This window comes from Serratia sp. DD3, from assembly GCF_000496755.2.
Genome location: NZ_AYKS02000044.1, coordinates 13,175 through 27,467 on the forward strand (window position 1 = coordinate 13,175; position 14,293 = coordinate 27,467).

Consider the following 14,293-nt stretch of genomic DNA (forward strand, 5'->3'; position numbering starts at 1 on the left):
CTGGGCACGACTGGCAATCACTCCTCATTAATCACCTGATACAGGGGGATCATTGCCGCTCCGTGGGAAGCGCTCAGAGCTCCCATTGAGGAGGCCACTAACCTGACTTTTGGGCGATGTGGATCAAGCTTTATAGCCAGACGTTGATTTATCGCCTGTACCAATCGCGCCAGGACCGGCTGCGGCATTGCACCACCAAGCACAATCAGTTGTGGATCTATCCATTGCAGACAACCCAGTACTGTTTGCTCTACCTGACTACAACAACGGTTAAACCAGGCCTCCAACACCGGATGCTGTTGCTCAATCAATTGAAGTAACTGCGCTTCCATCAACCCTTCGCTTTCGAGAGTGGCCAGCAAATCTTTATACGATGGCCGTGGCAAACCGGATGGGAACGCCATCCCCACTTCTCCCGCATTATAAAAACCACCGTGCAGTAATCGATGACCAACGACCATTCCTGCGCCAATACCATAACCGAGATCAATAAAGGTCAAATCGCTGTAATCGTTCCACTCGCCACTGTATAGCTCGCCAATCGCTGATGCATTGGCATTGTTTTCCACCCAGGTCGGCCACGGCAAATTATCGGAAAACGCCTGCAACAGATCCACGTCACGCCAACTTTCCAACCAAGATACACAATGGCGTTTCTTACCATCGGCCTTCAAGAAACCGGGGACCGCATAGCCAATACCCAAAATACGTGCATGCTGTAACTGTCGTTTCTTCAACGTCTGTTCAACCAACGTTTTGATCTGTATCAGCGTCGTATCCAGTGGCTGGTTTTCTTGATGTACTTCGCGGAGCGATAACAACTGGCGACCACTCAGATCCACCACGGTCATATCAATACAACCAGGGCTGAACGACAACCCGATAGCGCAGCCCCCGCCTGGATTAAGCCGCAACGGCAGCGATGGTTGCCCGCGCTGTCCGGTGTTACGTTCACCCTCTACCACCAAGCCGGAAAAAATCAACTCTCTGCATTGTTGAGTAATGGCCCCGGCGGTCAGCTTCGATAACCGTGCCAACTGCGCACGGGTAACAGGGGCATGACGACGGATCAGCTCTAATAACAGGCGCTGCGAACCGCGCAGATCCAGGGGGTCAGATTGGGGATTCATTGTCGTTATTGTCCTGTCATCAAAATCATTCTCGCCACCGGGGGCAACAAAACAGCGCTCGCTAAGCACATCCTCACACAAGCGACCCTCTACGCGAGAAATCTGCACACCGCAGCCTTATGTGTTATATCCAATGCATCGGCGTAAAATAGCCCACTGCAGCATTAAGTTTACTCGCAACGTAGGCCAGCCTCTTTAATCAACCCTTGTAAATACGGGATATCGTCGTGGCTGAGCATATCAATCAACCCCTCTCGTAACCATCCAAGGATCTCAGGGTGGCTATCATAACCGAATTTATGTTGATACTGGGCCAGCGGGTCCATGTTGTTTTTCACTTCATGTAAATACATACGAGTGCCCAAGCCCGCTTTTTTGTACGCTCGCAAATCATCAACATGAGCAAATTCATATTCAAAGCATACGCAACTGGCGTTTGATTGCTGTACCGCAGCCAATTGATTATTGTAACGCTCCAATGTCACCACCTGTAACGCTAGGGTCGGGATCTGCGCTTTCACCCGGTTAATCAGCACATGGTTAAAACCCAGCAATTGAATATGGCCAATGGCTTCAGGCAACGTCTGTAGTAAGGTTACCAACGCCGCGACAAATTCATCATGACGGCGACGTTGCTTAGCTTCGACAATCAACCCCATGTCATTTTCCACCGCCCAACGCAATACATCAGCCAATAATGGGATGCGAGTTTCAGCAAATTTCGCGTGATACTTCACGCCAAAATCACTGGTCAGCAGCTGTGAATAACTTAGCTGTTCAACGAATCCCTGCCCGGTGGACACCCGATCAATACGATGGTCATGAGTCACAACCAACTGATCATCTGCCGTGAGGTGGATATCAATCTCAATACTGTGAGTTCCCGCTTGGCGGGCCGCTTCAAAAGCGGGAAACGTATTCTCCGGTGAACAGCTGGAATACCCTCGGTGACTATTGGCTAACACAATCCCTTCAGCAGCCCGGTGGAAGTTAAACGCCATTTTCAGTTTCTCCTGATACGATATGAATATTAACTTTAATACCTTAACTTAAATTATGAAGCATTTTTTGCGATCAAGGTACTAGTATTTTGTTTTTATTGGAAAAATAATTATTTTTACCTATTTTTTATTTTAATGACAACTGTCACATAAAGTTAATATTTAGTGTGTAAACTTAATATCCAACTTAAATCAAACAGAAAACAGGCATATGTCAAAACTGGTTCTGGAACAGATCAGCAAAAAATTCGGCGATTTTCATGCCGCCAAAGAGATTTCGTTTTGCGCAGAAGAAGGGGAATTTGTCACTCTGCTCGGGCCCAGTGGTTGCGGCAAAACTACCCTGCTGAAAATGGTTGCTGGCTTTCACCAGCCAGACAGTGGCAACATCCTGATTGGCGGGAAGGTGGTCAATAACATGCCACCAGAAAAACGTAACACCGCCATGTGCTTCCAGTCCTATGCCTTATTTCCACACCTTAATGTGGCACATAACATCTGCTTTGGTCTGAAGCAGAAAAAGGTGAGTTCCAGTGAACAGCAATCCCGGCTGGCTGAAGCACTCAAGCAGGTTGGGATGGAGAGTCAGCGACTGAAAATGCCCGGCGAACTCTCTGGTGGGCAACAGCAACGGGTCGCGCTGGCCCGTGCCATGATCACTCGCCCAGATGTGATCCTATTCGATGAACCACTTTCTAATCTTGATGCCAAGCTGCGTGAAAGCGTGCGTTTTGAAATCAAAGAACTGCAACGGCAATACCAGCTTACCTCGATTTATGTTACCCATGACCAAGCTGAAGCGCTGGCTATGTCGGATAAAATCGTCGTACTTAACGCGGGTAGCGTGGAGCAAATCGGTAAGCCAGATGAGATTTACTACCGTCCAACCAGCCGTTTTGTGGCGGATTTTATCGGTGCAGCCAATATTGATAAGGCACAAGTCACCCCTGCAGAGCAGCCTGGTTATTACCGGGTACGCTGTGGACTAGGCGAATTTTATGTCCATTCTGAGCTGCCACCCCGTGCAGAATACTGCTATATCTGCTGGCGGCCTGAGGACGCGCAGTATGTCGGTTCAGTCGCCACCTGCGATAATCATTTCACTCTCACCATGGATAAAATGGCGTTTATGGGCAATCTCACTGAAGCCTGGGGCCACAATGATGCCGGGCTGTCCGTGAGATTACAGCTGATCAAAAAACCCCCTGTAGCACCGGGTGAACGTGCTGGTTTCCGCCTGGCAGAAAATGCCATTCACTTTCTGGAACCCACATCATGAAGAGCTGGCGCAATGACCTGTTTGCCTGGCTGCTGATGCTCAGCGGACTAGGTACCATTCTGCTGTTGATGGGCTCTACCTTTTATATGGTGGTGGTACAAAGCCTGGGTTGGTTTAATCTTTCGGGAGAGAGTCATTTCTCGTTAGAGCACTGGCGCAATATGCTGCAGGACCCAGTACTACATAGCTCCTTACTCTATTCGATACGTGTTTCATTGTTAGGTGCCTTTGGTTCCGTGCTGTTTGCCTATCCGCTGGCACTGTGGCTACGCCAACCTCTTCCCATGAAGGAAGGTATTATCGCCATATTGCGTGCGCCGATGTTTATCCCTGGGCTGGTAGCGGCGTTTCTATTCGTTAATATCATCGCTTATCACGGCATCATTAACGAATTGCTTATCGCACTGAGGATCATTAACCAACCGCTACGCATGCAGAACGACGATTTCGGCTGGGGTGTGGTGATCCTGCAAATCTGGAAGAACCTGCCTTTCGCGCTCATCTTGGTGGGGGGGGCTGTCAATGCCATTCGCAACGATATCCTTGACGCTGCCAACAATTTAGGTGCAAACCGCTGGCAACGCTTTACCAATGTCATCGTGCCACTGACGCTACCCGCCGTGCAGGTTACTCTGATCCTGGTTTTTATCGGTGCACTCGGTGACTTTGCTTTCTACTCGATAGCCGGGCCGCGCAACACCTACTCACTGGCAAAACTGATGCAAACCACCTCAATGGAATATGGCGAATGGAATAACGCCGCCGTCATTGCCGTGATAATCATGATCACCGCTGCACTCTGCACATTGCTGATCACCTCATTGATTAAGCCATTTAGCACCCGTAAAGGAGACATCAAATGAGCCACACGGCCAATGGGCGACGGATCGTCTCAATTTCGCTGATTTTCTTTGCCATCGCCAACTTGGTCTGGCTAGGGATACCCTTTGGCATGGCGATCCTCTGGTCGCTGGTAGATCCTGACCACCCGTGGAGCTATCCCGATATTTTCCCACCGGTATTGTCTTTCAGCCGCTGGCTACTGATGTGGGAAAAAACCTCGCTCGCCGAAGCATTATTTAATAGTTACACCATTGCCCCGACAGTGGCAGTGCTCAGTCTACTGTTGTCACTGCCCACGGCGTATGCCTTTGGGCGCATGAATTTTCGCGGCAAAGCCATTGCTGAAATGCTAACGCTCATCCCATTAGTGATTCCCGCAATGGTTATCGGTATTTTCTTTAGCGCCATGTTGATAAACCTCAACATCGACAACGCATTTATCAGTATTGTCATCGGCCATACCGTGTTAACCCTACCTTACTCAATCCGCATTATGTCGGCGGGGTTCAAGTCGGTACCGCAAGATCTTATCGATGCCAGCCGTGACCTGGGCTCAGGCCCATGGGGGACTTTCTGCAATGCCTACCTGCCAATGCTAAAACCGAGTTTTCTGGCTGCACTGATCTTTTGTCTGGTGAAAAGCCTGGAGGAATTCAGTATTTCATACGTCTTGGGTGCCCCTGATTTTATCACCGTCCCAACCATTCTTTACTCATTCCTTGGCTATTCCTTTGTGCGTCCTGACGCTGCAGTAGTATCAATGATTTTGGTCATCCCTAACGTCATTCTGATGATCATTATCGAGAGGCTGTTGAAGGGGAACTATCTGTCACAATCAACGGGAAAAGCCTGACGCTTTATAGGAGATAATACGATGAAAAAAGCAGTGATGATATTAGCCGGTGGATTACTGTGCAGCTCGCTCGCCTATGCCGCCAACAACAGTGATTGGGATGCGGTAGTTGCCCAAGCAAAGCAAGAAGGCAGTGTCACCTTTAATGTTTGGTATCTACAGCCGCAATGGCGTAACTTTGTGAAGGATTTTGAGCAACAGTACGGGATTCAAGTGCGCATTCCAGAAGGCACTATGGATGGCAATATGAATAAATTGCTAGCAGAGTCACGCAAGAAAACCGGAAAAATTGATGTTGTTGCCCTGTCCATAGCGCAATTGCCAATCGCTATGGGAGCAAAATCACTGATAAGCTTAAATGAGCTGCCCAATTACGCTCAGGCCTATCACCAAATTCAGAATGTCGATACCCAAGGCTATGCCGTTGCATTCTGGGGGAACCAAACGGGTTTTGCGTATGATCCCCAACAGATAGGTGATCAAGCACTCCCGCAGACCTTAGAACAATTACAACATTTCATTGATGCCAACCCGAAGAAGTTTGGCTATAACGACCCGAATAACGGCGGTGCTGGGGAGGCCTTTATCCAACGTATCGTTACCACGCAAAGTGGTCACTTTGCTAGCCAGACCGATAATATCGACCCTGCTGTAGTAAAAAACTGGCAGAAAGGCTGGCAGTGGTTCAGCGCCAATAACGACAAAATCACTCGCACGGCATCGGGGGCTGACAGCCTAACACGTCTTAATGATGGTGAGCTGATGCTGATCCCCGCTTGGGAAGACCATATGACTGGGTTACAAAAAACCGGGGCGATAACTTCCCGTCTGAAATTTTATGTTCCTGAGTTTGGTATGCCCGGTGGTGGTAATATCGCAGCGATTGCCGCCAACAGCCCTCATCCGGCCGCTTCACAGGTCTTTCTCAACTGGCTGATTACAGCCGACACTCAGAAAGCACTACACAAAACCTTTGGTTCCAGACCATTAAACAAACAGATTACCCCTGAATTACTACATACCGATGACCAAATACAATTTTATGGTAAAGCCTATAGTATGCAGCTTAAGAAAGAGTATGCACGCCAAGTCATGATGAAATAAATCTGTATATATACCCGCCGTCATGCAAACTGCGGTTGATGGTGCAGGTGCTGCGGTTGATAGTGCTGCACTTGGGATGACGCCGGGTATATCAGACCGCTTAGCTATTCACTTCAAATTCATACACATCACTACGGCACAGGGTTTCACAAAACTCCAAGACTTGCCCTTGTGTATTACGGCTGATTTTTACAATGCACAACAGGGGCATGCCACTGGGTATATTGAGCAAGTGGGCATATTCATCATTACAGGCCACCGCCTTCAACAAGAAATGTCGCCCTTGGGGTGTAATGCCTTGCGACTGCCATAAAGCATAGAGCGAATGTTCCAGTTTTTCCGGCTCAGGTAAAAAATGGGGGGGAATATAGGTGGTTTCCAACGAAACCGGGTGACCATCCAGCAACCGCAGGCAGTGTAATTTAACCACGGTGCTACCCATGTCCATTTCCAATGCTTTGGCTACCTCCGTTGTTGCTGGCATATAGGTGCGCAGCAACCATTGATTACTGACACAGCCACCATTACACAGTACCTGGGCGGTAAAACCATGATCTTGATTAAGGCAGTAATCTATCCGCATCGCGACACAGGTCCCCACCCCTTGCTGCCGCCAAACTAATGCCTTTTCTTCCAGTAATTTCATTGCCTTGCTGACTGTCACTCTTGACAACACCAACCCTTCTGCCAGAACACGCTCAGGGGGCAGAAAATCACCCACCACGATCACCCGTTGCTTGATGGCACTTTCAATCAGTGAAGCTAATTGTCTATAACGTGGTGCTGCTGCCGTCTGGGACAAGTGTTGACGTATCCAGGCAATAAAATTATTCATTTATTCGCATCCTCTTATGATTCCATCACTCTAAGCGCCCTCTTATTTTCACCAGAACTGTCACATTCTATACCATGACACCCTAAGGGATTACATTGGAATTCGATTGATATCACAATTCAAAACTATTGGCATTTAATTGGATCACATTAAAGAATAACATTAGCATTATTGATGTTTTTATCAGTAAACAGCGACACCAGGGAATACTCATCCATAAAAAAATCCTCACCACCCATGCTGGGCACACTTTATGGGAAAGCCGTTGACGATGTTATGGGAAGTGATGGGGATGCCGTCAGAATTATGGCCACACCAACAGATAGGTGATTATTTTGGCTGGATCAGCCATTTTCTGCTTGGTCGAGAACCGAATGGTAACGGAAGAAGAGAAGAGTAGCGGAATGGGTTAGCGATAAAATCGCGGTCAGCAGTCACTTTTTGTAGAGTCTGTCTGACCGGATAGGTTTTTCCTGGTGTTGGCTAAATTGGCTACCTGACCATAATGGTCAGTTCTTTACCACTGGCCTAACGTAGATATTATAGACAAAAGCTGGCAATGGGTAAGTTATACTTAAGTCTTGTTTTTACCTGACCTTAAGTACAGCTTATCTGTAGAAGGATGCTTAGCTTCTCAGGGAGTTGATATGCTTTCAGTCCTCGATAAAAATCAGATAATAACCGAAACGCTGCAGGATTATATTGATAGAAAACTCTCTTCTATCGGTAGCCCTAAGTACGCCTATACCGTAATCAACAAGAAAAACCCTTCAGATATACTTGTCATCTCCAACTACCCTGACGAGTGGATTAAATTTTACCGCACTAACAATTTACAGCTTAGCGACCCGGTTATACTGGCGGCATTTAAACGAACCTCACCCTTTGCCTGGGACGAAAATATCACGCTAATGACGGACAAGATATTCTCCTTCGCCAAACGCTACAATATCGTCAACGGCTTCACCTTCGTGTTGCACGACCATATGAACAACTTGGCGCTGTTATCGGTTATTATCCCTGACAATTTGCCCGGAGCATTGGGTTCGCCTGTTTCTGCCGAACGCGGGGCCATGCAAATACTGCTGATCGACATTAATGAACAGATGTATCGCCTGGCGAATTGCATCCTGTCCAGTGGGCAGAGCAAGGCGGCAAACAGCGATAAAGCCATTTTTACCTCGCGGGAAAATGAGGTGCTCTATTGGGCCAGTATGGGGAAAACCTATGCGGAAATTGCATCCATCACCAATATTTCCACCAGCACCGTCAAGTTCCATGTGAATAATGTTGTCGTCAAGCTGGGGGTTAGCAACGTTCGCCAAGCGATACGCTTGGGGGTAGAGCTGGCTCTGATCACCCCAACAGCAGCTCTAGCCAGATAAGCGCCCACCCGCGAGTGGGCCCCTAGAACCTGAGCAGTCCTTCATATTTCGCTCAAAGGTTCACACTATTAACCGTGGCCAGCTTTTATTGGCCAGTTTTTATTGACTACGACAGACCTCACCACCGCTCTCTTCTGGGCGATGCTGATAGTGGAAAGTGAAAGCAAAGATAACCCCCAGCAACAGCGTATAAGATGCAAAAACCAGCCAGATGCTCTGCCAGTCTTTCACCCCTTCATGAGTAAAGAAATCGACGACCTTACCGCTGACAATCGCCCCCACATAAGCACCCACACCGTTAACCATGCTCATAAACAACCCTTGGGCACTGGCACGAATGCGGCTATCCGTCTCTTTCTCCACAAAGATGGCACCCGAGATATTGAAAAAGTCGAAAGCACAGCCGTAAACAATCATCGAAAGCAGCAACAGCAGAAAACCGAACCCGGCGGGAGTACCATAAGCCAGAAACAGGAAGCGTAATGTCCAGGCCGCCATGCTGATCAGCATCACCTGTTTAATGCCATACTTACGTAGGAAAAATGGAATGGTGAGAATGAAAAACACCTCTGATATTTGCGACAGAGAAAGCAGCACCGAAGGATAGCGCACGCTAAAGCTATCTTGATATTGTGGGTTAATAGCAAAATCATGCAGGAACGGGTTACCAAAGGTATTAGTAATCTGTAACGCCGCCCCCAATAGCATGGCAAACAACAAAAACACCGCCATCCGTCTTTGTTTAAACAAGACAAAGGCATCCAACCCCAATATGCTGACCCAACTTTGTGAACGCTTGGCGTTACTGGTGGGGCATTGGGGTAAGGTCAGCGAATAGCCGGCCAATAACAGCGAGACGGCTGACGCCAAGTAGAGTTGCATATTGCTTAGTTCAATCTTGCTGAAGCTGATCAGCCACATTGCCAGAATAAAGCCAATCGTGCCGAACACCCGTACCGGTGGAAAATCCTTCACCGTATCGTACCCGTGCTTCTCCAGGCAGAAGTAAGAAATGGCGTTGGAAAGCGCCATGGTGGGCATATAGACCATCGCGTTAAACAACATCACCCAGAACATCACCATCGGCTGTTCAACCTGGGCAGCATAATAGAGCGCTATTGCCCCCAGTAGATGGCAAAAACCATAGAGGTAATTGGCCCTAACCCAGCGGTCAGCGATAATCCCCGCCAAACTGGGCATAATCAACGCCGCCAAGCCTTTGGAGCTGTAGACCATCCCCACTTGTAGCCCAGTGAAATGCAGGGTGTTAATCATGTAGGAACCCAGGGTAACCAGCCAGGCACCCCAGATAAAGAACTGGAGGAAAATCATTATTTTTAAGCGTGTTTTGATTGCCATTACCATCACCTTTATTATTCTGATCGAAACGATGATTGACGCGGCAAGTCTGGCCTGCCGCGGGCTAGTCTAGTCAGTGAAGTTCCCGGCTCATGCAAGTGTCAGGCAATCCTCCCTCGACTTAAATGGCGACGGGTAGAGGTCGTCACGACAAGGTTTTGAAAAACTCACGGATCAGGCGCATAAAGTCATCTGCCGCCATCGCTGCACAACTCAGCGTCTGTTCATGGGAAAGAGGAGTTTCTGATAACCCTTCGGCATAGTTGGTCATTGCGGAAACCACCAGCACCTTTAGGCCACAATGGCGGGCAGAAAGCACTTCAGGCACGATGGACATCCCCACCACATCGCAACCCAAGGTCTGCATCATGCGAATTTCTGCTGGGGTTTCAAAATTTGGGCCGGTGTAGGCGGCAAATACCCCGTCAGCCAACGGGATGCCCGCTTTGATAGCTACCGCTGCCAGTTGCGCACGCAAGTCACGGTCATAAGCATTGGCTAAACTGAAAAAGCGTGGGCCAAAACGTTCATCGTTTTCCCCCACCAAAGGTGACTCCGGCATAAAGTTGATGTGATCTGTCAGTGCCACCAAGCTACCTGGTGCTACTGATTTACGCAGTGAACCCGCCGCATTGGTCGCCAGCAAGAATTCACAGCCCAGTAGTTTGAAGGTGCGTATCGCGGTGGTCATCACCTGCATACCGCGGCCTTCATAGAAATGCCCGCGCCCTTTCATGCACACCACCGGCACACCTTCTAACCAACCCGCCACCAGTTGCCCAGCATGGCCAACCACACTACTTACCGGGAAGCCGGGCAGTTCGTTGTAATCGATAGTCACGGTGTCTGTCATCACCTCGGCTAACGCCCCTAAGCCAGAGCCTAGAATCAAGGCGGCGCGTGGTTGGAAGCCAGGTAATCGGCTACGTAATATTTCCGCACAGGAAAAAGCATCTTCTTGATTAAACGTATTTTTTTATTAACTCTATCTTTTTGATTAAGCATGACGTTCTCATCTGTAGTAGGGTTATGCCAACGGTCATCCCCTCTGTCACTCGCATCTTGGCAGGATGACCGAGGGGTATAGATAATCTCCATAGTAGGGAGCGGTGACCAATACATTGTTACCCATTGATTTATTCCGTTTGACTATAAATCTCACTTTACAAGGAGGTAGCAAAAGCGATGAAACAACCATTACCCGACCCAGGCAGGATCAACTTTCGCCTACTGCACTATTTCCGCATTGTGGCTGAAGAGATGAACTTCACCCTGGCCGCCCAACGGCTGAATATCTCGCAACCGCCACTGAGCAAACATATTAAAGAGCTGGAAAAGCAGTTAGGGGTGGAACTGTTTAAGCGCACCACGCGTTCCATGGCATTGACACAGGCTGGCCACACGTTGTTTCGTAACGTAGAAAGGTTGTTGGATCAGGCCGGCAATGCACTGCATCAGGTACAGCAGTTAGGCCGTGGTGAAACCGGTCATATGGTGATTGGTATGGTAGGGACTTCTGCCTGGGGCGGGTTGCTCCCGGCACTAAAACGCTTTACCGCACAGGCAGAGAAGATAACCTGGACATTAAACGAACAAACACCGAGCCAGCAAATTATTTCATTGCAAAAGCGTCATATCGATATGGGTGTCTGGCGCGAGGCTCAGCAACAGTCGCTGCCAGGGCTCGCCTGCCAACTGTTGGCACGGGAAAATATTGCGGTGGTGTTGCCAGTCAATCATCCATTAGCGAATGGAAAGGCAGTGGCCTTGCCCGCTTTACAACATGAGCAGTTTATTGTGTTACCCGCCAGCGAAGCCAGTCTGGGGCTGTATCTGCATAATCTGTGCCTGCAACATGGCTTTGCCCCCAATATTGCTCATCAGGTCAATGAGCCACAAACATTGATGGCGCTGGTAGCGGAAGGATTTGGTATTACGCTGTTGCCGGAGAGTTACGGATGCATTCCGTGGCCTGGCGTGAGCTTCTGCCCGCTACAAGCGGCACCTTCAGCCGACCTGTATGCGATTTACCAGGCAGAAAGCGCCACCCCAGTGGTACAGGCGTTCCTGCAAATGTTGCGAACACCCACGGTGGTTTAAGAAGCCCCTCGGGCCACAAACTGGCCAATAGAGCCACGGTCAGCCATTTCCAGCGTCTGGCTATAGTACAGAAACGGGAAGTGCTCTGAAGAGACCTGGTTAAAATAAACCAGCAGCTCAACGGTGCCATCAACCCAGACCGTATCCTTCCAACTACGGTCTTCCACCATCGGTTGAGCACCATTGACTCGTTTGATCAGGAATTTCACGCCCTGAATATGGAACGCCTGAGGCTTGTCGGCGCGTATAGTCCAACGTTCCCAACTCCCCTGCAAGGTTTGTACATCGATACGCTGCATATCCCAAAGGGCGCCATTAATACCAGCCATCGTGTCATCCAATTGGAATTCCCGCGAACGACTGGCGTTCCCTTCTATTAACTGATCTGCCAGTAACCGCGTCGGCAAGGTGTCGGTCACCAACGGTAACAACCCGGTCGGTTTTAAGGTCAATACCTGGGTGGAGATCAAAAGGTTCGAAGGTTCAAACAGACCACGCAGGCGATCCATCAGGCCTGCCGCTTCACCCGCAGTGAGAGAAACCTCTGTCCCTTGCGACATATCGATCAACACTTCACGACGTTCCCCCGGAGCCAGTGACAGCTGTTGCACCGCAACCGGGGCTGGCAGGAACCCTTGATCATTGGCGATCACATGGATTGGCCGGCCATCACTCAGTTGCAATCTATAGCGCCGTGAGTTGGAAGCATTCAGTAAACGCAGGCGTACCCAACCGCGGGACACTTCAACAAACGGGTTCTGTGCCCCATTCACCAATAGCGTATCGCCAATAAACCCCCCATGTGCTGGCGGATTATATTCAGGTACACCAAAGTTATCCAAGCGCTTGTCTTGAATAATCAACGGGAAATCATCAACACCATAATGATTCGGCAATGGCAGGTTTTTGCTGATTTCATCTTCAACCAACCATAAACCCGCCAGACCGTTATAGATATGGGGCCCCATACGATTCGGCGTATTAGCATGATACCAACAGGTCGCTGCGGCCTGGCGCACCGGTATCACTGGCGACCAGTCTACGTTAGGTGACATCATCCGTGGTACGCCACCCATCAGCACCCCCGGTACCTGCAGACCACTGATGGTCATCGATACTGGCTCATTCAGACGATTACTGTAGATCAGTTTGACGTCATCACCGTTGTACACCTTTACTGTTGGCCCCAGATAGATGCCATTAAGGCCCCATACAGAGGTTTTGCGGTTATCTGCAAAAGCCCAATGGGTACGTTGTAAGGTTAAAAACAGTGGTTGCCCACGGAGAGATTCCAACAACGGTGGTATCGGTAAGGGAGTTTGATTTCCGCTCGCCTCCGCCCTCAGCGGCACAGCCCCTGCACAGCAAGCCAAACCCGATGCCTGTATGAACTGACGTCGACTGAGTGACATGATCTCTCCATCAAAATAAAGCCAAGTCTGGTAAACAGCCCCGAGTAATCGGGGTACAAAAGGCATCATGCCGGATCAAAATATACCCTTCCTACTTCAAGTTACTTGGGTGTTAGCAGCGCTCTGTCACCCCAGTCACATAGTTGTCTATGCTCCTGGGGACTCCATTGCTTGCCGCCTACAAGAAACTCGAATTATTTTGGGTATAGCCATTAATGGCCTACCCAAATTTATTTTTTACCGGCGTCCAGCTCAGCGACTTCCGCATCCAACTGTTCAATTTTTGCCTTCATCAACTCATGGCAATGGGCGGCCAGTTCACGCACCTGTTCCTTACTGTAACCACTGGAGTCAATCGGTTCCAACATCTCGATAATGACATGACCATTGTTCCAGCGGTTTAAATTAATCTTGCCGCTGGTGGTGGAGATACAGATCGGCACAATCGGCACACCTGCCGCAATAGCGGCGTGAAAGGCACCGGTTTTAAAGGGCAGCAAGCCGCGCCCACGGCTGCGGGTCCCTTCAGGAAACATCCAGATTGAAATCTCTTGTTTCTCAAAAGCCTCAACCACCTGGGCAATAGTGCCATGGGCTTTGGCACGGTTATCTCTGTCAATCAGCAGGTTACCCGCCAGCCAATAAAGCTGACCAAAAAACGGGATCCACATCAGGCTTTTTTTACCTACGGTCACCGTCCGCGGTTGCACAACTTTCGCTGCCGTCACCATATCGTAGTTGTTCTGGTGGTTAGCAATATAGATGCACTTGCCAAAATTGGCGGCATTGGCAGGTTTACGGATTTCAACCTTCAAACCAAATACCGACGACAGGCGCCCAAACAGATGACCAAAAGTGGCCACATGACGCGGATTCCGTGGGCTAAACAGGCAGTAAACAGAGCCCAGCAAGCACACCAGAAGGCAATACACCGTGACAATAATTGCACGTAATATTAATAACATACCAACCTCATTCACATACAGCCGCCA

13 protein-coding genes and 1 pseudogene are annotated in these 14,293 nt (G+C 49.2%); 7 read left to right on the top strand and 7 right to left on the bottom strand.

What is annotated here, in order from left to right:
- Positions 1-17 precede the first annotated feature (17 nt).
- Both IO95_RS07115 and IO95_RS07120 read right to left on the bottom strand, forming a co-directional pair.
- On the bottom strand, positions 18-1,130 hold the full coding sequence (locus IO95_RS07115) for an ROK family transcriptional regulator (protein WP_037384602.1): 1,113 nt from the start codon (positions 1,128-1,130) through the stop codon (positions 18-20).
- A 170-nt stretch (positions 1,131-1,300) separates the two neighbouring features.
- Positions 1,301-2,131: a glycerophosphodiester phosphodiesterase family protein gene (locus IO95_RS07120; protein ID WP_023491136.1), complete on the bottom strand. Its 831-nt coding sequence runs from the start codon at positions 2,129-2,131 to the stop codon at positions 1,301-1,303.
- Between the two features lie 211 nt (positions 2,132-2,342).
- Between IO95_RS07120 and IO95_RS07125 the strand changes: the two genes are divergently transcribed.
- From IO95_RS07125 to IO95_RS07140, 4 genes are read left to right on the top strand one after another with little or no spacing between them, the layout of a single operon-like run.
- Positions 2,343-3,410, top strand: coding sequence for an ABC transporter ATP-binding protein (locus IO95_RS07125; protein WP_023491137.1), 1,068 nt, complete (start codon positions 2,343-2,345; stop codon positions 3,408-3,410).
- Positions 3,407-4,273, top strand: a complete 867-nt coding sequence (locus IO95_RS07130; RefSeq protein WP_023491138.1) for an ABC transporter permease — start codon at positions 3,407-3,409, stop codon at positions 4,271-4,273. Before IO95_RS07125 ends, IO95_RS07130 begins: the two co-directional genes overlap by 4 nt.
- Complete coding sequence (locus IO95_RS07135; protein WP_023491139.1) at positions 4,270-5,106, top strand: ABC transporter permease; 837 nt, start codon at positions 4,270-4,272, stop codon at positions 5,104-5,106. Before IO95_RS07130 ends, IO95_RS07135 begins: the two co-directional genes overlap by 4 nt.
- 21 nt (positions 5,107-5,127) lie before the next feature.
- Complete coding sequence (locus tag IO95_RS07140) at positions 5,128-6,210, top strand: extracellular solute-binding protein (RefSeq protein WP_023491140.1); 1,083 nt, start codon at positions 5,128-5,130, stop codon at positions 6,208-6,210.
- A 100-nt stretch (positions 6,211-6,310) separates the two neighbouring features.
- Here the strand turns inward: IO95_RS07140 and IO95_RS07145 are convergent, their stop codons facing one another.
- Entirely contained in the window at positions 6,311-7,045 is a 735-nt protein-coding gene (locus tag IO95_RS07145) for a GntR family transcriptional regulator (protein WP_023491141.1), read from the bottom strand.
- Between the two features lie 253 nt (positions 7,046-7,298).
- On the opposite strand from IO95_RS07145, the gene IO95_RS25545 reads away from it, so the two are divergent.
- Positions 7,299-7,445, top strand: a complete 147-nt coding sequence (locus IO95_RS25545; RefSeq protein ID WP_160165612.1) for a hypothetical protein — start codon at positions 7,299-7,301, stop codon at positions 7,443-7,445.
- Between the two features lie 247 nt (positions 7,446-7,692).
- Complete coding sequence (locus tag IO95_RS07150) at positions 7,693-8,430, top strand: LuxR family transcriptional regulator (protein WP_037384605.1); 738 nt, start codon at positions 7,693-7,695, stop codon at positions 8,428-8,430.
- 99 nt (positions 8,431-8,529) lie between these two features.
- On the opposite strand, the gene IO95_RS07155 is transcribed toward IO95_RS07150, so the two are convergent.
- Together IO95_RS07155 and xapA are read right to left on the bottom strand one after the other, a co-directional pair.
- A complete protein-coding gene (locus IO95_RS07155) occupies positions 8,530-9,789 on the bottom strand; it encodes a nucleoside permease (RefSeq protein ID WP_023489894.1) in 1,260 nt (419 codons plus the stop codon).
- Positions 9,790-9,934: 145 nt separating this feature from the next.
- Positions 9,935-10,756: pseudogene (gene xapA / locus IO95_RS07160) on the bottom strand (xanthosine phosphorylase); the annotation flags it as partial.
- A gap of 218 nt (positions 10,757-10,974) precedes the next feature.
- Between xapA and IO95_RS07170 the strand changes: the two are divergent.
- Positions 10,975-11,889 carry a LysR family transcriptional regulator gene (locus tag IO95_RS07170; protein ID WP_023489892.1) on the top strand — a complete coding sequence of 305 codons (915 nt, stop codon included), beginning with the start codon at positions 10,975-10,977 and terminating at the stop codon, positions 11,887-11,889.
- On the opposite strand, the gene ftsP is transcribed toward IO95_RS07170, so the two are convergent.
- Both ftsP and IO95_RS07180 read right to left on the bottom strand, forming a co-directional pair.
- Positions 11,886-13,301: a cell division protein FtsP gene (gene ftsP / locus IO95_RS07175; protein WP_023489891.1), complete on the bottom strand. Its 1,416-nt coding sequence runs from the start codon at positions 13,299-13,301 to the stop codon at positions 11,886-11,888. The genes IO95_RS07170 and ftsP overlap by 4 nt on opposite strands.
- A 230-nt stretch (positions 13,302-13,531) precedes the next feature.
- Complete coding sequence (locus IO95_RS07180) at positions 13,532-14,266, bottom strand: 1-acylglycerol-3-phosphate O-acyltransferase (RefSeq protein ID WP_023489890.1); 735 nt, start codon at positions 14,264-14,266, stop codon at positions 13,532-13,534.
- Between the last annotated feature and the right edge of the window lie 27 nt (positions 14,267-14,293).